19 protein-coding genes are annotated in these 26,186 nt (G+C 53.6%); 1 reads left to right on the top strand and 18 read right to left on the bottom strand.

Going from position 1 to position 26,186, the window contains the following annotated elements; genetic code table 11:
- Positions 1–11: 11 nt before the first annotated feature.
- From ACFSR7_RS02130 to ACFSR7_RS02060, 15 genes are all read right to left on the bottom strand, one after another.
- Positions 12–1,607, bottom strand: coding sequence for a response regulator transcription factor (locus ACFSR7_RS02130; RefSeq protein WP_378158733.1), 1,596 nt, complete (start codon positions 1,605–1,607; stop codon positions 12–14).
- Positions 1,579–3,360 (bottom strand): cache domain-containing sensor histidine kinase, encoded by a 1,782-nt coding sequence (locus tag ACFSR7_RS02125; protein ID WP_378158732.1) that lies wholly within the window; start codon positions 3,358–3,360, stop codon positions 1,579–1,581. The genes ACFSR7_RS02130 and ACFSR7_RS02125 overlap by 29 nt, the downstream gene beginning before the upstream one ends.
- A 136-nt stretch (positions 3,361–3,496) precedes the next feature.
- Positions 3,497–4,327 (bottom strand): carbohydrate ABC transporter permease, encoded by an 831-nt coding sequence (locus ACFSR7_RS02120; protein ID WP_378158731.1) that lies wholly within the window; start codon positions 4,325–4,327, stop codon positions 3,497–3,499.
- On the bottom strand, positions 4,328–5,266 hold the full coding sequence (locus ACFSR7_RS02115) for a carbohydrate ABC transporter permease (protein ID WP_378158730.1): 939 nt from the start codon (positions 5,264–5,266) through the stop codon (positions 4,328–4,330).
- 131 nt (positions 5,267–5,397) lie between these two features.
- Positions 5,398–6,777, bottom strand: a complete 1,380-nt coding sequence (locus ACFSR7_RS02110; protein WP_378158729.1) for an ABC transporter substrate-binding protein — start codon at positions 6,775–6,777, stop codon at positions 5,398–5,400.
- Positions 6,778–7,148: 371 nt separating this feature from the next.
- The gene (locus ACFSR7_RS02105) at positions 7,149–10,037 is read right to left on the bottom strand and encodes a carbohydrate-binding protein (protein WP_378158728.1); all 2,889 of its coding nucleotides are present in this window, start codon (positions 10,035–10,037) and stop codon (positions 7,149–7,151) included.
- A gap of 62 nt (positions 10,038–10,099) precedes the next feature.
- Entirely contained in the window at positions 10,100–11,053 is a 954-nt protein-coding gene (locus ACFSR7_RS02100; protein ID WP_378158727.1) for a zinc-dependent alcohol dehydrogenase, read from the bottom strand.
- A complete protein-coding gene (locus ACFSR7_RS02095) occupies positions 11,043–13,124 on the bottom strand; it encodes an MGH1-like glycoside hydrolase domain-containing protein (protein ID WP_378158726.1) in 2,082 nt (693 codons plus the stop codon). The genes ACFSR7_RS02100 and ACFSR7_RS02095 overlap by 11 nt, the downstream gene beginning before the upstream one ends.
- 19 nt (positions 13,125–13,143) lie before the next feature.
- Positions 13,144–14,025, bottom strand: a complete 882-nt coding sequence (locus tag ACFSR7_RS02090) for a family 43 glycosylhydrolase (protein WP_378158725.1) — start codon at positions 14,023–14,025, stop codon at positions 13,144–13,146.
- 20 nt (positions 14,026–14,045) lie between these two features.
- Entirely contained in the window at positions 14,046–14,888 is an 843-nt protein-coding gene (locus ACFSR7_RS02085; RefSeq protein WP_378158724.1) for a carbohydrate ABC transporter permease, read from the bottom strand.
- Position 14,889: 1 nt separating this feature from the next.
- Positions 14,890–15,759, bottom strand: coding sequence for a carbohydrate ABC transporter permease (locus tag ACFSR7_RS02080; RefSeq protein ID WP_378158722.1), 870 nt, complete (start codon positions 15,757–15,759; stop codon positions 14,890–14,892).
- 94 nt (positions 15,760–15,853) lie between these two features.
- Positions 15,854–17,206: an ABC transporter substrate-binding protein gene (locus ACFSR7_RS02075; RefSeq protein WP_378158721.1), complete on the bottom strand. Its 1,353-nt coding sequence runs from the start codon at positions 17,204–17,206 to the stop codon at positions 15,854–15,856.
- A gap of 93 nt (positions 17,207–17,299) precedes the next feature.
- The gene (locus tag ACFSR7_RS02070) at positions 17,300–18,940 is read right to left on the bottom strand and encodes a response regulator (protein WP_378158720.1); all 1,641 of its coding nucleotides are present in this window, start codon (positions 18,938–18,940) and stop codon (positions 17,300–17,302) included.
- A 2-nt stretch (positions 18,941–18,942) separates the two neighbouring features.
- Positions 18,943–20,775 (bottom strand): cache domain-containing sensor histidine kinase, encoded by a 1,833-nt coding sequence (locus ACFSR7_RS02065; RefSeq protein WP_378158719.1) that lies wholly within the window; start codon positions 20,773–20,775, stop codon positions 18,943–18,945.
- 698 nt (positions 20,776–21,473) lie between these two features.
- Positions 21,474–22,202, bottom strand: coding sequence for an SGNH/GDSL hydrolase family protein (locus tag ACFSR7_RS02060; RefSeq protein WP_378158718.1), 729 nt, complete (start codon positions 22,200–22,202; stop codon positions 21,474–21,476).
- Between the two features lie 120 nt (positions 22,203–22,322).
- On the opposite strand from ACFSR7_RS02060, the gene ACFSR7_RS02055 reads away from it, so the two are divergent.
- On the top strand, positions 22,323–23,222 hold the full coding sequence (locus ACFSR7_RS02055) for an AraC family transcriptional regulator (RefSeq protein WP_378158717.1): 900 nt from the start codon (positions 22,323–22,325) through the stop codon (positions 23,220–23,222).
- Between the two features lie 22 nt (positions 23,223–23,244).
- Here the strand turns inward: ACFSR7_RS02055 and ACFSR7_RS02050 are convergent, their stop codons facing one another.
- From ACFSR7_RS02050 to ACFSR7_RS02040, 3 genes are read right to left on the bottom strand one after another with little or no spacing between them, the layout of a single operon-like run.
- Complete coding sequence (locus tag ACFSR7_RS02050; RefSeq protein ID WP_378158716.1) at positions 23,245–24,408, bottom strand: Gfo/Idh/MocA family protein; 1,164 nt, start codon at positions 24,406–24,408, stop codon at positions 23,245–23,247.
- Between the two features lie 23 nt (positions 24,409–24,431).
- On the bottom strand, positions 24,432–25,262 hold the full coding sequence (locus ACFSR7_RS02045; protein ID WP_378158715.1) for a carbohydrate ABC transporter permease: 831 nt from the start codon (positions 25,260–25,262) through the stop codon (positions 24,432–24,434).
- A gap of 13 nt (positions 25,263–25,275) precedes the next feature.
- Positions 25,276–26,184 carry a carbohydrate ABC transporter permease gene (locus ACFSR7_RS02040; RefSeq protein ID WP_378158714.1) on the bottom strand — a complete coding sequence of 303 codons (909 nt, stop codon included), beginning with the start codon at positions 26,182–26,184 and terminating at the stop codon, positions 25,276–25,278.
- Positions 26,185–26,186: the final 2 nt, after the last annotated feature.

The following is a 26,186-nucleotide window of genomic DNA, read 5'->3' as shown; positions in this document are numbered from 1 at the left end:
CGAAGCGCCTCTCAGACGTTTCTCCGCTCCTGCCGATATTCGTTGGGGATCTTGCCGTACGTCTTTTTGAATACGTCGCTGAAGTGGCGGGCGTTGTTGTAGCCGACCTTCTCCGCGACCTCGTACATCATCAAGTCCGTATGCTCGAGCAGGCGCGCCGCGTGCCGCATCCGGACATCGGTCACATACGGCTTGAAGTTCTCGTGCATCTGCTTCTTGAAAAAGGTGCTGAAATAGTACGGATTCATATAGGCGATCGCAGCCACCGATTCGAGCGAGAGCTCGTCGGCATAATGCTCCTCGATATATTGCTTGATCCGGGCAAGCAGCATCTTGTCCCGGTTGCCCGTCCGGTTATCGATTCGTTCGGACAGCTCTTCGACCATGTCCCGCACGACCTGCGCCATCGCGGCGAACGTCTCGCAGTCTCCGAGTCGTGCCTGGAGCCCCTGGATGTCGAACCCTCCGTCTCCCGCCGCCACGCCGGACTTGCGGATCTCCTGCACGACGGCGAGCATCGAGGAAAAAGCCGTGGATACCGCGAGCGTCTTGCTGCCCGCGGCAGCCGCGCGGATCAGGGACAACAGTCTCTCGAGCGCGTCCAGCGCCTCCTTGCGGCTGCGGCCGATGAGCGCCTGGACGATCTCCGTCCGCAGCCGGTACAGCTCGCTCTCGTCCGCTGCCGCGGACGCGCCCTCCGCGAAGGGCAGCACTTTATTCAGTCCTTCGAAGTACTTCATCCGCAGCGCCTGGCCGGCCTTGGCGCAGCTGTCCGCGACGCGCGACAGCTCCCGCACGGGCGGCCCGATCCCGACCGATACGTCCAGCTTCAAGTACGCATTGATCTTGGTCTTGATATCCTGCGCGATCTCGAAGGGCTTCGCAGCCTCGCTATGCGCGATGACGACCGTACGGCAGCCGTCCTTGCCGAAAAACTGCCCGACGCCCGGATCGACGATGAGCTCCGCAAGCATATTGTCCACGGCGAACTCGACCAGCTTGCGCTCCTGCTCGGTCCAACGTCCGGCGCTCCCGCCAAGGCGCTCGATCGATACGGCCAGCGCGGTGAAGAACGGTGCGCGGAACGCTTCGACCAGCCCGCGGTAAGTGTCGGAGCGCGGCGACAAGCCGCCCTCCGCCAGCCGGCTCAAGCCCTCCTGCAGCTCCTCGGCTCTGCGCTTTTCCTCCAGCTGCTTCAGCTTGTCCTTGCGCCGGGTATCCTCGCCCGCCTCCCGGATCAGCGCCGTCGCCTTTGCCAGCGCCGCTTCGAGCTTCTCTTTCTCGATGGGCTTGATCAGATAATCCACGGCTCCGAGCGAGAGCGCCTCCTTCGCATAGGCGAACTCCTGGTAAGCGCTGATGAAAATCGTTTTTACGGGCAAGCCCCGCTCCGCGATCCAACGCAGGATATCGATGCCCGTTCGGTGCGGCATGCTGATGTCGCTGACGACGATGTCCGGAGCTAGCGAAGCGATCAGCGCCTCCAGCTCGGCGCCGTCTCCCGCCTGTCCGACGATCTCCATGCCGAGCGCCTCCCACGGGAGCAGCTTGCGAAGCCCCTTCAGTATGATCGGCTCGTCATCCGCGATCAGTATCCGTATCGGCACGTCCTTCGCCTCCTTCGCCCATGGGGAAAATCATCTGAACCGACGTCCCGATGCCGGGCCGGCTGCTGATCGAGATACCGTAGTTCGCGCCGTACATCGCCCTAATCCGGTCCTGTACGTTTTTCAAGCCGATGCTGCGCGAGGCCGGCTCCGGCTCGTTCAGCCTGGCCAACAGATCGGCAAGCACGGACGGCTCGATCCCGACGCCGTCGTCATAGACGATGACGACAAGCCTATCCTCCTCAGCCTCGATCGTCACTCGGACCGTGCCTTTGCCGCCGTTGGGCAGCAGGCCGTGCTGGACCGCATTCTCGACGATCGGCTGCAGCGACAGCTTCGGGATCGGCCATTCCAGATCGACATCCGGCGCAATGTCGCAGCTAAGCTCGATCCGGCTCTCGTACCGGATCTTGATAATATCGAAGTAATTGCGCAGGTGGTCGAGCTCGCGGCGGATCGACACCGAATCCTCGCCGTAGTCGATGACGTATTGCAGTTGCCGGGACAGCGAGCGGATCATGTCGCCCACCTCCGCTGCGTCGCTTGCCACCGCGTTCATGCGAATGACCTCCAGCGTGTTGTACAGATAGTGCGGTCGGATCTGGCTCTTCAGCGCGTTCAGCTCGGTCTGCTTCTGCTTGATCTCGGCCACGTAGGCCTCGTCGATAAACGTTCGGAGACGGTCCACCATCCGATTTAAGCCGTGCGACAGCCGTCCGACCTCGTCGAGTCCGCCCTGGAGCGGCGCGATGTCAAGATTGCCCGACTCGACCTTGATCATCTGCCTGATGACGCTGCGGATCGGATCCGACAGCCGGCGCGAGAACCAGATGCCCATGCCGATCAGGACGGCTGCGCAGATGCCGATCGCAGTCAGCACCGCAGCACGCGTCGAGGTGAGGCGTTCGTACAGGTCACGCTTCGAGAGGCGAATGACGACTTTTCCGTTCAAGAAAGGGATGTCCTGGCTGAACATAAGCATGCCCTCTTTGGGCGCGAAACCGTCCTTAAGCCGTTCGCCGGCATCGCGGCGGTTGCTGTAGTAGACGTAGCCCTCGCCGTCCAGCACATCAAGCTCGTCCTTCGGCCCGAGGTTCAATTCACGGAAAAGATCGCTCATGACGGCGGCATCCACATCGAAAAACAAGGTGCCGACCACCTTCGGCACGCTGAGGTCCGTCCCGGACGTGTCGATCAGATTGCGCCCGACGGTGATGACCCGCCGTCCCGCGTCCGCATAATAGATCTCTTCGTGCGTAGGGTACAATACGAGTTTGCGCGGATTGGCCTCTAGCGGCGCCAGCCATTCCCCGAGGTTGAGACGATCGGGCAAAAAAGCCTTGTTGTCGCGCGTCTGGCGATACAGCTTGCCGTCCGACGCGCGGACGAAAAATGCGTTGCGTATATAAGTATCGCTGTAGAGCACGGTCGACAGGAAGTCGTCGATCGACATCTGATTGATGCGCTCCTGCTCGTTTACGCTGACGCTGACGCTGTGATCCAGACCGAGATTGGACCCGTCCGTCATGCCGACGTACATCAATTTGGATACTTCGTTGTATTTGGCATAGATGCTGTCCAGGTTGGAGCCCATGTAGTAGCTCATCTGCTCCAGATTGTTCACCGTATTTTGCTCGACGTGAGACGTGAAGGTCTTCAGCGAGAAGATGCTGAGCGCGATCATCGGCAGCAGCCCTACGAACAGGAACGCAGCCGAGAACCTGACGAACAGGCTGTGCGACCATCTCCGCATGAGAACCTCTCCCTTCTCTTCAGGCCATTTCTATCATACAAGCAAAGGCGCGGAACACAAAACGAAAAATCGGGCGGACACGCGGCAATCTCCGCGTGTCCCCCGATCGAGCCGATTCGCCGCGCGATGGGGCGGCTTATCCTTTGACCGCGCCTGTCGCGATCCCTTTGACGAAGTACTTTTGCAGCAGCAGGAACACGATCAGGATCGGTACGATCGACATCGCCGTGCCGGCGAAGATCATGTCCCATCGCGACGAGAATTCGCCGACGTAGTAGAAGATCTCGACGATCATCGTCTTCGGCTTGCCGGAAGGCAGCACGAGCATCGGCATGAGGAAGTCGTTCCATACGCTCAGTCCGTTCAGTACGACCATGCTGGCCGTACAGGGACCCAGCAGCGGGAACACGATCCGGAAGAAGATGCCGTACTTGGAGCTGCCGTCGATCGCCGCGGACTCTTCGATCTCGCGCGGGATTCCCTTCAGGAAGCTCGTATAGAGCAATGCACCGAAGCCGACCGAGCCTGAGATATAGATGACGATCGGTCCGACGAGACTGCCGTACATGCCGAACATCTTGAGCTCCTTGAAAAGCGGGATCATATAGGCCTGGAACGGAATCATCATGCCCGCCAGGTAGTAAACGAACACATAGTTCGTCCACTTGGCGTTCGAGCGCTCGATCGCATAGCCGGCCATCGGGATGACGAGCACCATGAACAGAATCGAGACGGCCGTCAGGATCAGGCTGTTCACGATTGCCCGCGGGAATTCCGTCTCCGTCAGCAGATACCTGAAGCTGTCCAGGTACAGACCCTTCGGGAAGGCGATCGCATCGCGCAAAATCTCCGAGTTGCTCTTGAATGCCGACATCAGGTTGAAAAAAATCGGGAAGAAGAACACGATGGCGAGCAACAGCGCCACGACGAACAGCACGACGTCCGCTGTCTTTCTGCGCTTTTCCATTTAGAGCTGCACCTCCCTTTTGCGAAGGAGCCGGACCTGGACGACCGTGATGACAAGGATGATCAGGAAGAGCACCATCGCCATTGCCGTGCCGAAGCCCTGGCGCAGCTCGCCGAAGCCGACCTTGTAGACGATATAGGTGAGCGTCTCGGTCGCAAAGCCCGGTCCGCCATCCGTCATAACCGCAATCTGGTCGAAAATCTTGAGCGAGGAGATCATCGAGAGCACGGAGCAGACCGTGAGCGATCCCGCCAGCATAGGAAAGGTGATGCTGCGGAACTGCTGCCAGCGGTTCGCTCCGTCGATGGCCGCCGCCTCGTTCATCTCTTGCGGAATGCCCTGCAACCCTGCCAGGTAAATAATCATGTAATACCCCGCCTGCTTCCACACGGTGGACAGGATGATCGACACCAGCGCAAACTTGGGGCTGCCGAGCCAGTCCGCCTTCATCGCCCCCAGTCCGATCGCGTCGAGCAGCTGGTTCAGAACGCCGAAGTTGTAGTTCAGGATAATCGTCCAGACGAACCCCATGACGATGCCGCTGAGCAGAACGGGAAAATAGAACACGCTTCGGAACAGGTTGCGGGCCCAGCGGACCTGATCGACGAGGATCGCGAGCGCGATGGCGACCGCATTCTCCAGTACGACCAGGACAAGCGTCAGGATGAGCGTGTTCTTCAGCGCGTTGCGCACACGCTCACTGTTCCAAATCTCCGTGAAATTGTCGAAGCCGATAAAGCGGATATGATCGCTGACGCCGTCCCAGGACGTGAAGCTGAGATAGGCGCTGCTGAGCGTTGGCGCGATGACGAACACGGTGTACAGCACGAGCGACGGGATCAGGAAGATCAGCGTGTGGCTCGCCCATTTTCTTTTCTTTTTGACTGCGTTCGCAGCGCGGGCCTTGCTGCCCGACGGATAGCTGGTTGTATGGTCCATGCTCGGATACCTCCAAGTCGTGCCGGTAAAAGGAGAGCCTGCGCGTCACGCGAAGGCTGCTCCGGTTCCTGCGGAAGACGGCCGTCCGGCGGCGCGATCGCCGCTGCCTGCCGCCGTTCTGCCGCGTTATTTTACTGCTGGGCGTTTGCTTTGACTTCGGTGTCGTATTCTTCGTCGGCCTTTTTCATGTATTCCTTGACGTCGCCATTCTTGAGCACCAGGTCTTGCATCAGCTTGTAATACCAGTTGCGGAATTGCGGCGGAATCTGGTTCTCGCCCCACCAGTTGTTGATCGCGAGCGACTTCTTGACGTTCGGATCCGCCACCAGCTTGAGCACGTCCTGCATCTGCGGCAGCGACTCGTATTGGACTTCCTCCTTGGTCGACGGTATGCCGTTGGCCGATTGCAGATACTTGGCGTACTGCTCCTTGGAGAAGAAGAATTTGATGAAGGTCTTCATCGCTTCGGTCTTGTCAGCGTCCTTGGCCGCTTCTGCAGACAAGCTCCAACCGGCCGGCGAAGGAAGACCGATGACATTGACGTTGCCTTTACGGTCCGGCAGCGCGTAGAAGCCGAAGTCGAAGTTCGGATCCGCGTCGTGAATCTGCGTGAACATCCAGGGTCCGGAATACAGCTGGGCCGCCTTGCCGGAGACGAGAATCGACGCGGTCTGATTGTCGGCGGTGGAGAGCCAGCCCTTGTCTACGTACTTGGTGAAAAGCTCCTTGTAGTCGGTCATGGCCTGTACGGGGCCGGCGTCCGTGAAGCTGGCCTGCTTCGCCGTGCGCTTGCTGTTCCAGTCCGGATCGTTCACGTACACATCGTCGATCAAAAATTTATTGAGCCAGAAGCCCATGTGGAAAATATCCTTGCCGCCAACGACGATCGGGGTGATGCCGGTCGCCTTCAGCTTCTCCTGTGCGGCGAGGAACTCGTCGTATGTCTTCGGCAGCTCAGTGATGCCGGCGTCGGCATACGCTTTTTTGCTGTAAATGATGCCCATTGGCGCATTCAGCGTGATCGGCGCGTTATACTTCTTGCCGTTCACCTCCGGCACGCTGGAGAACAGATCCAACAGGTCCGCTGGCAGTTCGACGATCTTGCCGGACTTCGCGAAGATCTCCGTATCCCGCATTTCCACGAGATCCGGGAATTCGTCGACCGCGTCCTTCGTCTTCAGCCAGTCCAGGTACGAGGAGGTCGTACCTTCGCTGATATCTTTAATCTTGATGTTCGGGTTCGCCTTCATGAACGCTTCGATCGTATCGGCGACGGCCTTCTTGGTCGCCGGATCGCCGGTCGCATAGCCGATCGTGAAGCTGACGTCCTTTGCAGGCGCGGATGCGGACGAGCCTGCCGAAGCGGCTGAGGACGTCGGCGCCGAGGCGGATGCGGACGAGCCGCCGTTATTGCCATTATTGCCGTTGCCGCCGCAAGCCGAGAGCGCGAGCGTGAGCGCCAGGGCCGGCGCCGCCGCTTGAACGATACGTTTTTTTGCCGAGTTGGCCATTTGGAATGAAGCCTCCCTTTTCTATTGCAATCCGATTCGGAACGGCCCGGGATGTGCGCATCATCGTCGGATAAAGCGTTTCCTTGAAAATATCGTAACATTCCCCGGACGCTCGACCAATGAAGTTTTTAAAGACGGATATGCGCCCTTTTTAAGGTCGAGGCGCGTTTTTTTCAACGGGAGGCGCCGCAACCATGCAATAACGAAGGGCGAAGAGGGATACGAAGCGTCCCTGAAATTAAAAAGGACCCGCAATATATGCGGGCCCAGGTTAGATATCAACGAAATAAGGTCAGTACAATTTAGAAGCCGGCGTCCTGTGCGGCGACCCCGTTATTCTCCTTAAGAAGCTGCTCATTCGTACATAGACGCTAACTCTGCAGCTTAAACAACTTCGATTGATTCGCCGCTAAGGTCACACTTAGATTTCCTGTTGCCGATGAAGTTGTTCCGTCCCATAGGTTCGTTACTGTATAGGCCGCAGTACCGCTTAGTCCGGCGCGCGAAAGGTTGACGGTCATCGATTTGCTGCTTGTGCCGCTGTAATTAAACACCGCCAGATAGTACGTCCCGTTATTATTCAGTACGAATGTATCCGCGGCAGAAGTGCCTGTATTGCCTTCCGTCGCTCGGAACGCTTTGCCCAGACGAGCGACGCCGTTGACTGCGTTGTTCGTGAGCAACGCTGATGCCATCGCCTGTTGGGCCGGATCGGTCAGGTCGTTGCCATTCAGAAATACGGTTCCTCCAATAACGCCGGAATTCACACGGGTACGCGCCTCTTCCAGATTGCCCGATAGCTTCATGTGATCCGGATCGGTGAACTTATAGATCGTTCCATTTTGCCACCAGCCATAGGTTTCACTTTGCAATACATACTCAGAGTCGCTTAACGATGAGAAAGCGTCTGTTGAAATACGGCGCGAATGACCGTATTGGCTCGGGAATAACGGTGCGATTGACAGTGAGATGAACATGGTCCCGTTCACCCGGTCGCGCACATAAGCCATCCCTTGGTTATACGCCTGGGTACCCGTTTTGACGTTCGTATCGTAATGCTTGCCTTCCAATGCCCCATGCGTGAGGAAGTCCAATTTAACAAAATCGAAGCCTTTCGCTTTGAACTTGTCGATATAATAGTCGATCCTTTGTTTCGTACCCGGATGTGTCGGATCGACCGGATAAGCACCGTCCAGCGAATTGCCCCAAGTCGTGCCGTCGGACTTCTTCAGCACGATATCGCCGTACGTATAGCTCGAGCCTTCAACCACCTGGGACATATCGTTTTGCCAGTAAACAAACGGTCCCCAGTAGATACCGGCCTTTTGTCCGTTTGCATGCACGGTATTCACGAAGTCGGTCAGCTGCTGATCCGTCATATTCGTCCAGAACGAGTCTAAGTTGATGTAGACCGTATTATTGTCATTGAAGTTATGGTTTTGGAGGTTGTTCTTGATCCAGTTGGAATGGGCGACCGCATTCGTATAAGAGAGATTGGCCTGCACCGACCCCCAACTATTCCAGCCGAATGGAACGCCGCCGCTCCAGGACATCGTACCGCTGATCGTTGCATTGGCGCGGCCGTAGTCCTCCATCCCGTCACGCCAATCGGCATAATACCCGACGAAGGCTTGCGGCGCATTGATGGAAGTGCCGCTGACGGCACCGTGTGCTTCGATGTCCCGCGTACTCGAGTTGGCCACGCCGCCGAACATATTTAGCTGCGTGACGCTATTGCCGGAACCCGTATAAGAAATGCCGGTTTTCCATGTGTCGTGAGCCGACGAGCCGACAATGAGTCCGTTGCGGCTGTCGTTGTCGTAGATCGCCATGACCTCATAGCCGGTACCCGTCGAGTTGACGGGTTGCGCGTTGTAACGAACCCATTTGTCGTTATCGTACGGTACAATTAAGGCCCTTTTGTTCGCACTCGCGTTAATGGTGATCGCAGCAGCATCGCTCTTGATAGGAGCCATGTAATTGGAGCTCAATCCGCTTCCGCTCGATGCGTTCAAATCGACGAAGAAATAGGGCTTGCCGTCGTAAATGGTGAATGTTTGTTTCAACGTCGGGTTGCCGCTTTGAGTATTGGAGAAAACGATTTTTGTCCCGTTGCCGAAGCCGTTCGTCACGGTCGTCACGTCGGCCGGCGAAAAAGTATGGCTCGTATAAGACGAACTGACGTAGGTCGTAGACGCGTTTTTGAACTCGCTGTACAGGTTAGAAGCGATTTTAACGGAATTGGAATAATAATCGAACATGCCGCTTAGCTTCGAATAGACAATCTTGTTCGCGCCGTTCGTAATGGTTGTTGTGTTGTTGTTATTAACAATCGTAGTCTGGTTATACGTATAAGTCGTATCCGTTCCTGGAGGCGGGATCGGAGTAACCTCGATTTTATCGATATCCGGCGCGTATGCGCCATTGCGATAAAATAGAATCGTATTGGTATTGCCCGCGTTGATTGGAATGGTAAGCGTATACGTGCCTACCGTACTCCAGCCGCCCGTCGACGGGAAGCTCAGCGTAGTCACATCCGTTCCGTTCACGCTGATCGTTGCCGCTCTGGTTGTGTCGCCCGCGATGTAAAATATTTTTAAGTTAGCTTCGCCGCCGGCGCCGCCGCCCACGCCATTAAAACGAAGCGTACCGCTTCCGTTGCCCAGATATCCAACCTTCTGGGACCCGGAGCAAGTCGGGCAGGCACTTATAACTGCGCTTCCGCCCAATGTGTTTCCGCTTGCTTCTGCTTCCAGCGTCCCCGTATCCGGGACCCCCAAGGAAATTTTATCGATGTCCGGGGCGTAAGCGCCGTTCCGATAAAACTTGATCGTATTCGACGAACCCGCATTCAGGTTAATCGTCATCGCATAGGTGCCGACCGTGTTCCAGCCGCCTGTCGGAGCCAAGCTGATCGTCGATACGTCCGTGCCGTTGACATTCACGGTGGCCGACCGCGTGTTATCGCCTGCCGTATAGTGAATCGTCAAGGTTTGACTGCCGCCGGTACCTCCATTGACGGAGTTGAACTGCAGCGTTCCGCTATTGTTGCCCAGATTTCCGACCTTCTGTGCTCCTGAACAGCCTCCGCACGATGCGACTGCCGCCGAGCCGCCGAGCGTGTTTCCGCTCCATTCGGCTTCATAAGTAATAACGGCGGCGGAGGCCTCGTTTCCTTTCGGTTGAAAAAATCCAATAAGCGACAATACCAATGTCAACATTAGAATCATGGCTTTGCTGCGCTTTCCGTTCGCGATCATTTCCGGATTCCTCCATTATCATTCGATTTTGAGAACCCTTTCATAATCAGGCATTCATTCACCTAAAAAACAAGCATCGACTTGATGAATCCCTGCCCGCGCAACGTAGACTCGTTCATCGCTCGTTCAACGTCATCCAAAGAATAGCGATGCGTAAATAAAACATCCTGGCGGACAACGCCTGCCCTGATTAATTTCTCAGCGGCATAAAATTGTCGGTATGGCATATCGTTGCTCGTTATACCTGGAGCTACATTGAGAATTTGAAGCCCTTTCGTATGCCAAGCGCTCGTATCGACCGTTCGGTGCTGATGATGCCATGCGTAGATCCCCACTTTCCCGCCGGCACGGGCTAACTTCGTGCAAGATGCCAATGCCTGCTCCGCGCCGGAGCCCTCGATTGTAATATCGAATGGATGCGCTTCTAATTGTGCCAGCCTCTCCTCGGCTCCCGGTTCCCCCATTTGTATCGTTTCTGTCGCTCCGAACGACGCAGCGAGCTCTAGGTTCTCCTTCTTCAAGTCGACAACAATCAGCTCCGACAGCGGGGAGCGCGCCAACAGCTGAGTCAGCAAGAGTCCCATATAACCAGCTCCAAACAAAATGACGCGGTCTCCTGGATACACATTCAGATAGGCAGCGGCAGTTACCGCACAAGACAGAGGCTCAATGACGTAATTCTCCGCATTCTCGGGTGTGCAGTTCAACTTAACGGCGTGCCCTTCTTTTAAATTGAGGCGCTCGCTCCAAGAGCTATTTCCGGTCCAAACATAGTCCCCTTCCTTCAATCCGTTTACCTTGCGCCCCGCCTTCGTTACCAGACCGACCCCTTCATGACCTGCCAGTATGCCCTCTTTCCAGTAAGGTTCTTTGAGATTGTATTGCCAAACCTCCATCATGCAAATGCCGTTCACGAGCGTTTTTACCTGAATTTCATCCTCGTTCGGATCGGGCACCTCGATCTCTCTTAATTCGAGCTGCCTGTTGCCCCGGAAATACACGGCTCTAGATTTCACTGGCTGTTTCCTCCTTTTCTATAGGCTCCGCGAAGTAGCGGCATAGCTCCGCGCTCGAATCGATCTCGACGGTGTACGTCTTTCCTTCGAAGGGGATCCCCGATATATGCAGCCATGCCAATTCCGAAGGGATCGGAGCAAAGCGAATTCGCCCATCCTCGCCGATCGAGAAGCCGCCGAGCATCTCAATGACAAAATGAATAAATCCCGAGTGGTTATAATGATCCTCGCCGCTAAGCGGCATGCCCGTCTCCGGATTGTAATGCTCCACCAAGCACAGATTCCGGGGGTCGCCGTAAAGAAAATGCTGCTTTTGATATTTGCCGAGCTCGCGAGTAAATGCTTCGGCATAAGCGGCGTCTCCGCTGCGCTGCGCATATCTTCCGATGGCATGCAGGGCGAAGGTCGTCGAGAACGGCCATGTCGGACCGTTCCACATGCACATGTGCGGCCGCTTTTCCTCGTAGGTATTGTTCGGGTAATAGCCCCACGAGTTCTTGGATACGCTGGGAATCCCGTAGGGGAGATTAAATGCATTCGGATCGTTGATATGTCCGAGGAATGCATCTGCATCGGGCGGATCGGCCACCAAGAGCGGAAAGATGCCTCCCGCTTGCTTAATTCCGCGAATGGGCGTCAGCTCTTCCGTGTTCTCCAGATAGTAGCCTTCCTCTGCATGCCACATATAGGATTGAATCGAATCGACGATTTGCGCGCTCTTCTCCTTGCACAGCTTCGCCTTTTCCGCGTCCCCGAGTATGGTATAGATTTTCTGAAACGCCCGATAGTTCAGCGCATAGAAAGCGGCGAGCTCCGTGCGGACATTTCGAATCGACTTCTCATAGCCGATGCTGCCGCAGCCGAAGTGCGAGGCAGGTCCGAGCTCCATCGCGGTAGAGCCTTCTTCAAAAAGGACAGGCAGTCCGACGCCGTGAATATCATAGGTCTCCCAAGCCGCAAGGTCGTTCCATAAGGGAGGCGCAACGGATGCCAGCCATTCCGGATCTTTGTAGATTTCGTAGATTTGCCAGACGACATGAGGAAGGATGTGGAAGTAATAATGATTCAAGCCCATATCGAATGTACGGATCCAACCTGGCATCATGCCGGCTTGCGTCCAGTCCCGTTTCCCTTCCAGCCCAATCTGATCCAGGAACGTCTGAATGTCTTCTTTCAGCAGGTCAAGACGGCCGCCCCACTTCAGGTCCATGAGGTGAAGCGGAACAGAGGCACCGATCGCGCGCGAAAATTCCCACGTATAGGCGCCATTCGTCCCGTCCGACCAATCGCTTCGGTCATCGATGATGCCGTACCGGCCTTCGAACAGGACATGATACGGAAGATTGCCTAGCCGAGGATAAGTCAAGTTATGCCTTAGCAGAAACCAGCGGTAGTAATACACCTTTTCCAATTCCGGATCCGAGCAGCTTAGTATCGGAATATGTTCAAAGAATTGGCTGAACTGCTCCCGATGCTCTTGCAAGGTCACCATCTTCTCCTCGCAAGCTTCGCCTTCGACGCGAAATTGCACAGCTACGCAGAAATTCAAAGGAACCTCGCGTTCGATGACGCGCCGAATGCCTGCCTCGAACACCTCGGGTTTATCCGATGACGTTTGAATCGCAACCGGCGTGCCGTGGTAATCCCACTGCATACCGAACCGATCCTGCAGGACGGATGAAAACGCCTTGACCGTTATTTGGAGACGTTCCGAGTTCGGTGTGACGGTACATTCATTGACGATCCGATCGTCCTGCGTAATGAATTTCCGCTCTTCCAGCACGAATCCCGCGTAGTAATGTTTGACATATAAATGGGAGGGATACCATGTATACTCCGATCTCAGCCGAGGCATAAAGCTGACTTCTTCGAAGCGCAGCTCCAGCAGGTCCGGAATGTTCGTCATATGAACAAAATGAAACTTGCCGCAAATGCCCGGTTTTCTGGCGAAGTTCGCGAATACGCGGTCGCCGACCGAGCCGCTCGTGACCAGCTCTTGTTCGAGAGACATCGGCTTATGGCCGGTCTTTAACAAATCGTCGACGATATCCAGTATCTCTAAACTCGACAATTTTTTCGTCTCCGGGCGACTAATCATTCCAAAAATGTTCCCCCTCGAAGATCGCGACGCCGATCTGTTCAAGCGCCCCGTTTCGGCCGTTGTACCACAGGAACCACTTATCGCCGCGCTTCAGCACGAACGGCTTGTAGACAGCCTCCCCGTCCCATTCGCCAGGCGTCGGCTCCACAATCGGATTCGCCGGATACTTCTCCCAATTCGAGATGCCATCCGTCGAACGCGCGATCCCGATTCTTGCCGTATGCTCGTCCTCGAAGCCGATGTAGAACATATAGTGCCATCGTCCATGCTTGAACACCTGTGCGCCGGCTACCTTATGCCGCTCCCATTCGTTCGAGAGATCCTTCGTGAATATCGGGTTGGACGATTCCTTCACCCACGCGATTCCGTCCTCGCTCGTCGCATAGCCGATCGCATTCGGCTCGTATTGCTCTCCTGCGGAATACCACATCCGGTAAAGATTCAGTTGTTCGTCCCAAATCACCTGCGGCACCATGACGGCTACCTTTTCCCACGGTTCTTCGGACACCAGCACCGGCTGCTCCCGCACTCGCGTCCAATGGATGCCGTCTTGGCTTTGGACGTAGCCGATTCGCGAAGCTTCGGGCTCGTTCGTTTGGCCCGTGTACCACATATGGTACAGATCGCCCTTCCGCACGACCGATACCCGGTTCAGATCGTCTTCCCAGCCGCTCTCGGGATTGTCGGCAAGCACGACGACGGGCTCGCTCCAGTTGAAGCCATCCAAGCTCTCTGTATAACCGATGCTTTTCTTGGGCCGCCAAGAAAACCACATCTTAAACTTGCCGTCCTCGTGGATCATGCTCAGATCAAAGCATGTTCCATAATCGCCTCCCAGCACCGGGTTGTTTGCATATTTCGTCCATGTCATCGTGTTTAACGCTCCTCTTTTTACTCTTTGATCGCTCCGACCGTCATGGAGGACATAAACTTTTCTTGAAACAACAAGAAGAGAATGATAATCGGCAAAGTAACGACTACACAGCCCGCCAGCACGAGTCCCCAAGGTATAATGAACTGATTGCCCCCGATGCTGAGCGTGGGCAGCAGAATGAGAATCGGAAACATGTGGGCGCTCTTGAGCATAATGCTTGGCCACAAGTAATCGTTCCACTTGCCGATGAACACCAGAATGCCCAGAGAACTGATCGCAGGGGTCAGCATCGGCAAAATAATCCGTGCGAACACAGCATTATGACCCGCTCCGTCGATCCGTCCCGCTTCAATTAACGTATTGGAAATGCTCTGCAGAAATTGCACGAGCATAAACATGGCGAACACGTTCGCGATCCCCGGAACGATTTGCACCCAATAGGTGTCCAACCAATGGATTTTGCTGAAAATAATGTATTGGGGAGGAATTGTAATTTCGAGGGGAACCATCATGGTCGCCATCAAAAGCACAAAAATCGTATTGCGGCCGATAAACGAATACTTCGCGAATGCGAATGCGGCAATGACCGATACGCACAAAGTGAGCACCGTATGCGCTCCGGAAACGAAAACCGCGTTAAAAAATGCCCGGATCATCGCTCCGCCGTTATAGGAGAACAGATCGCTGTAATTGCGCAAGGTGGGGTGCGCCGGAAAGCCTCCCGGATTGCTCGCCAGCTCCGAGGTATGCTTCAGCGATCCGAAAACCATGACGAAGAAGGGGAGCAAGGAGGCCAGAACGACAAGCAATAAAACGAAATGCACGAGCATGGCGGACAGCTTTCCTCTGCCGGCACTCACGCTAATCCCTCCCCCTGAGCGCTGCATACTGGACGGCGCTGACGATTAAAGTGAGCAGGAACAGGAGCCATCCGATCGCAGACGCCATACCAAAGCTGCCGCTATTGATGTTATTGACGAGCAAGTTAACCACAGGCATCGCAGCCGTGGGCATATTCCCGGCGGTATTAAGCATGAGATTAGGTTCCGTGTATATCTTGAGCGAAGCGATGGCGTCGATCATGAACGCGAACAGGAAGATGGGCTTCATTAACGGAATCGTGATTCGCAGAAGCCGCTGCATGGCCGAAGCGCCGTCGATAAGAGCCGCTTCGTTCACCTCTTCATTAATCGTCGTCAGTCCCGCCAAGTAAATGACCAAATACCAGCCGATCCCTCTCCAGACGAGAAATGCAATGACCGGCCATTTGATGAGCGCGGGGTTCTGCAGAAAAGGAATCTCGGTACCGAGCCAATTGTTAATGACGCCGGATTGCGTGGAGAAGAAGATTTGAAACACAAGCGCGCCGGCTACGGCCGTGACTACTTGAGGCAAGAAAATCAACGGCTTGTAGACGGATTTTCTGCGAACCGCTTTGCCGTGCAGGAAGACTGCCAGTATAAAAGAGAGGATCATAACCGGAAAGATATGGCCGACCAGATAGAACAGCGTGTTCCCGATACTCTGCCAGAAGGTCGAGTAATGCAGCGCATTGCTGTAGTTATCCCAGCCGACCCATTGCGCCGTCCCGTAGCCTTTGTACCGATAAAAGCTCAGCTTCAAAGAATAGAAGGACGGATAGACGAAGAAGGCGGCGAAGGAGACGAGAAACGGCAAAATATATATATAAGGGACTGCTGCATCTCGCAGCTTGAGCGTGCGTTCAGACAATCGGTCGTTCACCTCCCGTTAGGTCGCAAGCGGCGAATCGAATCTCCCCCGCACCGAACGCGCGATGCTGGGGAGATTCGTTGCCCGATGAAGATTACATGTTAAGCGGATTGCCGATTTGCGTCTTCATATCGGCCTCGGCTTGCTTTAGCGCATCGTCCAGACTCGCCGAGCCCATCAAATATTTGTTCAAGTATTGATTCAATATTTTGAATTCCATATCAGCCGAAGGATCGAACGGGAATACCTTCAAGGTTTCCAGCGCTTTCGACTCGGCTTGCATCAGATCGGTGCCGAAGAAAGGCACCGCTTCTTTGGCAGCGGGATCTTCCAGGGCATCCTTCAGGACCGGCGTCAATTTGGTTTTGTATAATTCCAGGTTTCCTTCCTTCGTCAGGATGGCTTTCGTGAGAAACTCGATCGCTTCCGCCTTGTGAGGGGCATTGGCCGGAATGACGTAGACCGAACCGCCCGATTCGCTTCCTCCCTGTGCATCCGCAATAACAGGGAATTGCGTAACGCCCCATTTGCCGTCCTGATCTTTGGCGTAGTCGGGAAGGAAGAATTTAAACCAATTCCCGATTAAACTCGATGCGATTTTACCGTCCGCGAAGCCTTTCTCCCAGTCGGGCGTCCAGTCGTTGATATTCGCCATCGCACCTGACTTCAGCAGCCTGTCCGTCGATTCGAACGCTTTGCGGATTCCCGGATCGGTTGCCACTACATAATTGCCTTGATCGTCCGTGATCCTGGCTCCATTGCCGCTTAGCAGCATGCCGAGCCAATAGCCCGGAGGCTGATTCGACAAGTTCGTCATGTAGCTATCCGGAAACTTTTGATGGAATTTGATCGCGGCATCCAAGTACTGATCCTCTGTTGTAATTTGCGTAGGATCGATGCCCGCTTGCTCAAACAAATCTTTACGATAGAACCATAATTTCGATTTGACTTCGTACGGGAACGCGTAGTACTTGCCATCGTAGGTGACGAGCGCTTTTGCGCCATCCGTTAGATTATTCTCGACTGGCTCGAACACAGGAGTCAGATCTTCGAGAACGCCGGCTCCGGCGAACTCGGACAGCAAGGTGCGATTCAACTCGACGATGTCCGGAAGCGCCTCTCCCGATGCAAGCGACAAGCGGATTTTTTGCGCGACGTCGGTGTCGCCTTTTCCTGCGATTTGCGGATTAATCGTCACCTTGTCTTTCAATTCCGGAAAAGCGTTAAACACACTTTCTGCATATTGGTTAATTCCGTCCGGACTGCCCCATGCCATGAAATTTAATGTCACGGGCGCTGACGAAGCTGAATTGGAAGAGGAATTTGCAGAAGCTGTTGCGTTTGCCGAAGCGGTGGCTGCGTTATTCGAATCGTTCGAAGTTCCGCAGCCCGCCAGCAGCCCGATCAATAATACGCTTGACGCCGTGATCGACCATTTGTTTTTCAAAACATCTACCCCCATATGTCAGTTCGCTTGCAAGTCAAATTTACCAAGAATCGATAAGAGGAAATAGGTAGACGCTTGAGGGAAACTGGTATTTTATTGATTCGATCGTTCGTCGTCCAATGCGCCATATCGTCCATTCCGAAATGCTTTCGGCGTTGTGCCCGTATATTTCTTGAATACTTTCGTAAAATGACTCGCGTCGGTAAAGTTCAGCATCTCTACGATTTCCTGAACCTTGACTCGTTCTTTTACGAGCAGCGCCTTGGCCTTATCAATTTTCAAGCCTGCGATATAATCGAACAAATTGACTTCAAATTCTTCCTTGAACATTCTCGATATGTGCTCTTCGCTCATGAAAAACCGGTTGGCCAAATCGGCCAAAGAGAGTTTAATCATGTAGTTTTCTTCCACGAACTTCTTAATTCCGAAGAGCGCGTTTTTGTCGCGAAACGCCGGACGCATGAGCTGCAATTCCTGGATATGTTCGCAGAACAATTTGAAGGCTGGCATCATATCAGCCGGATCGTACTCTCTTTCGCAGGTCTGAACGAGGGATAGCCATTCCGTTTGCATCGCCGGCAAGTCCGCCGTTTTATCCGCCACAGTCTGCAATTCCCTGATCAGCATTCTTGCAAATTGGCGCACAGCTAAAAGCGTCAGGTCGTCTTTCATTTTTGCTTCGAGCCAAGCGCCATCGATAATGCGTGCCAAATCGGCACCGTTTCCGATCTCGATCGCAGCTCTCAGCCTGTTGGGCAAGTGAGGATTGAATGCGAACGCATGGACAACCTGGAGTTGGCTTGCTTGCTGCCACTCCTGCGCTCTGCTTTTCGCTTCCGATAGAGTTTGCTGCATCATTGCAGCGCGCCCTTCGGCCAAGGAAGAGGCCGCTTCGTCGATTGACCGGCAGATGCCGCTAACGCCTGCCCAAGCTTCGGCTCCCAACAATCGTTGCAATTGCTCGTTCGACTCCGCCCAAAAAGAGTCAATCTTATCCAAGCTGGGCGCGTCGGGAAACACGAGGATGAATTCGTTTTCGCCGAACGGGCTTCCGAATGCCCGGGTCCTGCCCGGACTTCCGATCTCCTCCAGCATGTTGGCGATTGCATATTTCATCAGGCTGGCGTCGCCGTTGTATCTGGCAAGCAGCCGGGAGTATCGGAGGAAAGATATCACCATGATACGATAAAGCGGTACGTTCCCATCCGTGGCTGCCAGCCAATCATGCAGCAATTTTGTTTCATCCGTTTTTAAGGGACTCGCGGATAACCATTTGTAGAACGTTTGCTCACGAGCCCGCGTTCTGCTTTCATTGGCCATCACCTGAATCGATATTTCGCGTAACCGTTGATCCCTGAGCGAAGCGAGCTCCCTCACGGCTTTTGCAAGAGCGAGGTGAAACGATTCTTCCTCCAGCGGCTTAAGCATATAATCGACGGCGTGCGATTGAAGAGCTTCCCGTAGGTATTCGAAATCTTCGAAACCGCTGACGATGGCAATCTGAGCTTCGGGCAGCGTTCTTCTCAGGGCACGAATGAGCTCCGCGCCTTGGATCCCCGGCATTCTCATATCGGATATAACTAAATCGGGGTTCCATTCCTGCGCCAGCTCCAGCAGCTCGTCGCCGTCCGTCGCCTCTGCGACGATGCGAATGCCGAGCTCGTGCCAATTTCCCAAGTTTCGCACGACGTTCCTTGCTTTGCGCTCATCGTCGGCGATAATTGCGTTCCACATCGCTATTCCTCCTGTTGTCCGTCTTCCGTATTGTGATATTTGGGCAGCGAAAACAATAAAACAACCTCGGTTCCTTGTCCGGAAATGCTATGGATCTCGATATCGAAACTGTCGCCGTACATCATTGAGATTCGCTGATAGACGTTGTTGAGTCCGACTCCTCGTTCGGCATGCTGCATTTCACCCGAGTGAAGCCCGTCAAGAATTTGCCGCAACCGTTCTTCCGAAATTCCTGTACCGTTATCGGCTATGGAAATCCGAATGTGAGACGGCTCCTTTATCGCTCTCACGACGATGCGACCGACCCCTTTTTTACTTTCGATGCCATGCAATATCGCGTTTTCTACCAGCGGCTGCAGCGTCAACTTGGGAATCGGCAGCTGTTCGACGCCGGCGTCGATTTGAATCTCGAACTCCAGGCGATCCTCGTACCGGAATTTCTGAATGTCGAGGTACTTCTCCGCGTGGCGCAGTTCATCTTCAAGCATGATCGGCTCCGTTTCCGCCCGGATGCTGTACCGCATCATATTGGACAATGCAACCGTCATCCGGTATAGGTCTTTTAAACCCGCTTCTAACGCCACGCTGCCAAAGGATTGCAGTGTATTATACAGAAAATGCGGATTGATCTGAGCTTGCAGTGCTTTGAGCTGCGACATCCGATGCTCGAGCTCGATTCTGTACTTCTCGTTGACGAGCGAGTCGATCCGTTTGATCATTTTATTGAAGCTCAGCGACATCCGTCCGACCTCGTCGTCCGTAACGATTTGCGAATAGGAAGTGAAGTCTCCTTCACCGGCGAGCTTCATCGATTTCTCCAATCTGGAGAGCGGTCCCGTAATTCGCATCGACATCATGAACGAGACGAGCGTAACAGCCAGAGCAACAGCCGACAACCAGAGTACGTTAAAGTTCCTCGTTTCCTTCGCTTGAGCGGTTAACACATCGGCCGGGATGGCTTTGATCAGCCGATTGCCCATCTTTCCGGATATAGCGAATACAACAAGCCATGACCTGCCGTCCTCCGCTCGATAAAGAAAAGAACCGGACCCGCCTCTCCCTTCCAGCTGCTTTTGCCAGATTTCAGTGTCATCGAACAATTCATAATCAGGCGTAGCATAGAAGCGTTCACCCTTCTGATCGAGCAGCATAACACCTTCTTGGTCATTCGTCATCGCCTTGCCTAGCAGCCGATCCAGCTTGTCCGTCTTATAGTTGACGTCCAACACCCCATAAATTCGGGATAACAAATTGCGCGAGAAATTCCAGTGAACGGTGATGACCGCGTGATTGTTGTTAATATGCATCGATTCCGGATATTCATCTGACAGGTGCGTCGGCTGGATCCATCCCATCCGAAAAGTTCCCGTTTTTCTCCCGTACGATGGCATCTTCTCGATTTCTTTGCCATCATACACGGTCAAAAGCATAGACTCGTCGACATAATAAGCCTCCGAGGAGATCGGCCGGTAAAACATAATCGAGTCTATGTCGTTATCCTGATAAAGAAACAACGACAGCTGGTGCATACGTTCGTCGTTTTTCGCATAACGTTCTTCGCCCGTCTCGAATTCCGCGAATATTTCGTACGAATTGATGAAGGATAACGCGGATTTCTCCCATCCCAGCAAATATTCTTCAGATTGTTCGGACAGCTGGTTAATTAATGCCTGGTTATTTTTTATATAGGTTTTTTTGATTTCGGAACTGAATTTGCCATAGGTAATCCACGTTGAGATGAGTAATGGAACCAACGTTACCGCTAGAAAGTAAACGATCATTTTGCGCCTCAGACTGGAGCTAAACCATCGGATAACCCCTTTTTTCTTATGCACGGCTGAACTCCTCCAGGAGACGAGATTGGAAACCGCTTTCAAAAGTGAACATAAACCGGTATCAGCCAAGCGTCAGCAGCTCCTGTACGAGCCCAAACGCTCTTGGAAGAGTCGGCTTCGCTTTCATTTCAAAATAGCACTTTAAATTTACGTCAGCAACCACAATCTAAGGGTTCGCTCCTGCGGAGCTTCCGCCCAATGCAAAAAACACGCCTCATCGGCGTGTCTGTAAGTTGCATTTGGTGGAGCCAAGGGGGATAACGATATCCTGATTAACTTGCTGACGAAGCCCATTCGCCGAAGCAGAGCGCTGCGGTAGATAACGATGCCATGCTCGTCCGCCTCCGGCTCCCTGCGCGTGGAACGCCCCCGGGGTTCGCCCCCTCCGAGGCTCCGCCAAATGCAAAAAACACGCCTCATCGGCGTGTCTGTAAGTTGCATTTGGTGGAGCCAAGGGGGATCGAACCCCTGACCTCATCGCTGCCAGCGATAGAATGTGTGTCTGATTGAGTAGGGCTGAGACACAATAAAGCCTTATGCAGCTTGGTTTTTAGATTTTGCTTTAGGCTCGTTTGGGTTTGAATTTGATGCTTGGGGACGGAGGTCGTCCCCAATTCGTCCCCAGAGCCAAATGAGTAGGTTGAAATCGATCGGAACTTTTGATCAATTGGTTGGACTGGTAGCCACAAAACTCCGCTTCATTGCATGTGATCTGCTGCTCTAAAAATAATAGTCTCAAAATGTAAGGCCAGCTCTTCGTGGAAAGCCGGATCTGGATGATTGATACCATTAGCCAGGCGCGTGTGGATATCGACCCCGTCATTCTCCATCTGCTCCCAGATACGATAAGAATCCACACAAGGCAGATCCATTTCCAGAACAAGTTTTCTTAGCGCATCAATGTACAAGGTGAGATAACCGGCTTCCTCTACCTGGAGGAATCCTGGAACGGCAGCCCGATGCGCTTGATGAATGCGCTCGTTATCCCGCTTCATCATCATGCCGGGGATGAATAGCAAGAGATCGGCATCCGTCTCCGTTTGCAAGCGCACAACGAGGTCGCGAATCGCGCGTATGAACCGTTCCAAGCCGGCAGGGCCGGCATGCGCGTCATTTAGACCAAACCCGATCGTGACCAGATCGGGTTGATACAGGAACACATCTCGATCCCATCTTCGACGCGATTCGTCAGCGCTGTCTCCCTCAACCCCCGAATTGATCGCGTTTACCACCGTGCCCGGAAATCTTCGCTCCATTCTTCTTTTCAGCGCTTGATGGAAGACGGATTCGTATTCGACGACACCATAACCCATACACCCTTGGGTGACGCTATCACCCAAGGCAACGAAAGTTACGGCACGTGCCTTAGGCTGGTCCGCCTTCTCCTTCAATCGGTTCCGCAAGCGTTCGAATTTGTTATCGTCCACGTCATTGCTCCTTGCCTCTCCTGATTTTGTTCGCATGTATCCGTTTACGATAATCCTTTTCACATGTTAAAATGAGCCTGCCAGATCAGCCCATCATCTTGACGCAAGGGAGAGGATCGCATGCAGATTCGCGCCTTCGGTTACGATAATTCTCTTGACACGTCTCAGCCTCTACATGAGAACCTTTCTCTCTTCCCATTGGAGTCTAGAATCGGCGGTCTTCACCCTCAGCATCATGAATTACTCTATATTATCGAAGGAACCCTAAAAATTGCGATTAACAACGTAACCTATCGGATGACGGGTCCCTCCGTCCTGCTGATCCCTTTGAATACCTCCCACCATTTGCAATTCCTTTCCCTGAAGTATCGTTATGCCTACTGGGAACTGCAAGACGACGCTAACGAAGCCTTCCCTCTCCCTGCTAACTGCGAGGCATGGAACCGCCTTCAGGCTGAGCCGGACGGAAGCTTGCCTGCCGTTCGATTGGTCTATGAACGTATTCACGCGCTTCACCAGGTCCTGACGGCGGAGTGGATGCGCAAGCAACCCGATCTGGCACGGCAAATCAGCTATTCCGACATTCAAGCCATCCTGGCTATTATTCGTTCTGTGTCCAAGCCGGATATGAAGCGTTACGGAAAGTCGAGTCAACTGCCGGACAATCGGATTGCTTCAACGATGGAAACCATCGAGGTTCTTGTCCGTTGGATGGAATCGAGCTACTGGGAGAATTTCACCTTGGAGAAGCTGTGCGAATATGCCCATTTGAATCCCTCCTACATGATCCGCACCTTCAAAGCCTCCAAAGGCGTTTCCCCCTTGCAATTTCTCAATAACCTTCGAATGAGCGCTGCCGAGAAGTACTTGCTGGAAAGCATGATGAGCGTTCAGGATATCGCGCACGCCACGGGTTTCCAGTCCATCCATTATTTCAGCCGCCTGTTCAAGCAGAAATACGGCAAAAGCCCCGCTCATTGGAGGAGCGAGCATAAGAAGACGACTTCGGTCTCGGACTAACCACTCCCCCATCGGCCGAATTTCAGTCTGGCCACCTGACATCGCGGAAGGTGCCGGTCTCCGCGGACTCCTTGGCTTTCAGGCACAATAACGTGCTGTTCAAGCCATCCTTCAGCGTAGACACGGATGTTTGCGTCTTCCCCTGCATGAGCGAGATAAAATTGTCGAGCAGCGTAGAGTCGCCCCCTGCATGGCCGACTGCCGTGGCTGCGTCATCGATCTCGTACGATTCGACTCGAGGCGTGCGGTGCATAAATACTTGGATGCGGTTCGTCGCCCAATCGAATTCGACCGTCCCTTTGTACCCGAGAAACCGTGCGCCTCTTGCGGCCGCTTTTTTTCTGACAAAAAAGTTTTGCGAATAGGATACGTGCATGCCCGATTCATAAGCGACTAATGCACTGCCCGAATCCTCGTTGCCGGTATCCTCCGCGAAGCAACAATAAGGGCCCAACGGTTCCTCGAATGCAAGTTTCCGAAGATTTTCCGGGCTTTCCGGACACGTGCTCGTCTCTTCGCAGTCCTTGCATTGCAACCCTGCCCGCTTGTTCCCCTTGAAGATTTGTTTCGACGTCATCGCGCATACAGTCACGGGCTTCAGCCCCAGAATATGATTAATATAATCGAAATCATGCGTCGCTTTTTGTACGAACAGACCTTGCGTCTCTGTCTCGTCGCGGAACCAACCATGATAATATATATTGCCGTAATTCACGTTATTAACGGCCTGTACATGCTCCACTGTTCCGATTTTTCCTGAATCGATAATTTCCTTGACCAGCTGCACATGATGCGTAACCCGCAGCGGGAACGACACGACCGTCTTGCTGCCGTATAAGGCATCCGCATCCCGCAGCTTTACCAGGTCTTCCATCGTTGTCGCAACCGGTTTCTCCAAATAAAGCGGAATCTGTCTGGGCAACACTTTTAAGGCCATGGGGGTATGAAGGGAGCAGCGCGTTCCGACGAATACGCCGTCCAGCTCCTCGTTGTTCAGCATGTCATCCGCGTCCCCGTAAAATGAAATCGCCGAAGGGTCGCCACCGTCCGCCTTCATCCGCTCCCGGATTTCATGATGGCGAACGTCGGCGATCGCTGTAATTCGGCAACTGCGATCCATCTCCTGCATCATGCCCAGCAGTCTTTTCACTTGATGACCGTACCCGATAACCCCTACTTTGATCATGCGTTTCCCTCCCGATTCTCCATTTAACCTTTGACCCCACCCATGGTGGCGCCTTCTATGATCCTTCTCTGAAACAACACGTAAACGATAACGGTAGGTATGATCGTGATGACAAGACCTGCGAGCAGCGTCACCCAATCCGCCCTGTATTCCATCATGGCATTGGCATTATACATGTTCACGCTAATCGGGTACTTGGCCGGATCGCTGATAAGAATAAAGGGACCCAGGAAATCGTTGTACAGGCCCACGAACTTGAAGATGCCGATCGTGACGATGCCTGGCATAGATAGAGGCAGGATGATTTTGCGAAAAACCTGAAATAACGTGGCTCCGTCAATAAATGCGCTTTCGTCCAGTTCCTTCGGCAAGCTGCGCATGAAGCTCCCGAGCAAGAGCAGTTCGAAGGCGCCGACCGGCAGACTCGCAAGCAGGACGAGTCCGTTCAGGCTGTCAGTCAGATTCAGTGCGCGCATCAACGTGTACTGGGATACGAGGATGTTGATGCCCGGCAGGAACAAAGAAAGCATGATGATGCTCCACAGCAAAGATCGCAGCCTCCACTCAATCCGCGTAAAGGCGTAGGCATTCACCGTGGAAACAAACAAACTGATCAGCAGGCTCAGGCCGACATAGTATAGCGTGTTGACCACCGATTGACCGATGCCCAGACTTGTCCAAGCCTTCTCGTAATTGCTCCATTCCAGATGCTCGGGGAAGGCCCATATATCGGCGAAAAACGCTTGATTCGTTTTGAGAGACTGGTAGAATATCCAGAACAGCGGCAGCAGGATGGTAAGCGCCCAGAGGAACAGCACCATGCGCCATAACCATGAAGAAATCCCGGTTCTCATGGAACAACTCCTTTCAGTATTCGATGCTGTCTTTGGCGAAGAATTTGTCTAATATCAGCTTTAAACCGACGAGCAACACAAAGATCATCATACCGATCGTGGATGCATAACCGTATATATGCTGGCCGAGATTCAGGCTGCCGAAGGCAAAGTTGAACATATACAGGGAGATGACATCCGTCGCGCCGCCCGGACCGCCTTGCGTCATAATAAACATATATTCAAAGCCTTTGATCACGGACAGCATCAGGAAAATGACCCCGACGCGAATGACGCCGGATAACAGAGGAAGTGTAATCTTCGAAAAACGCTGCATATGCGTGATACCGTCCAAAGTGGCGGATTCATACAGAGACTTCGGGATGCCTCGCATGGCGTTCATAAATATGACGACGTAGAACCCTGCATAACACCACACGTATAGCGGAATCATGGAGAGCAACGCCGTTCCTTTGCTGCCAAGCCAATTATGCTCTCCCCCCAGGCCGAGCACGCGAAGAATTCCGTTCAGCAAGCCGAAGGTGCCGTCATAAATAAATGACCAGACGAGTGCGATGACGACCAGAGACAAAACGTTCGGAAAAAAATAGAGTACCTTGTAGAACGAATTTTCCGCAAATGCCCGGTTGATGAGCAGATCGGCCAATACCAACGAGATGACAAGCGTAATAGGAATGACCGTAACGAGCAAAATCAGATTGTGCCCTAAGGCCCGCAAGATGAAAGGATCATGAAACAGCCGGATATAATTGTCCCATCCCACGAATATCTTGGCGCCTATGCCGTCCCATTCCAAGAAGGAATAGTAGATGGAGAGGGCATTCGGATAAAGCGTGAATAGAACATAGGCCGCAAACGCCGGAGCTACGACAATGAAGAGAAAAATCGCTTTTTGAATCCGTGCGTTTTTTAAAATATGCATAG

The organism is Cohnella sp. GCM10020058, from assembly GCF_042683485.1.
Taxonomy (GTDB): domain Bacteria; phylum Bacillota; class Bacilli; order Paenibacillales; family Paenibacillaceae; genus Cohnella.
This window is presented reverse-complemented; position numbering and strand designations above follow the sequence as displayed.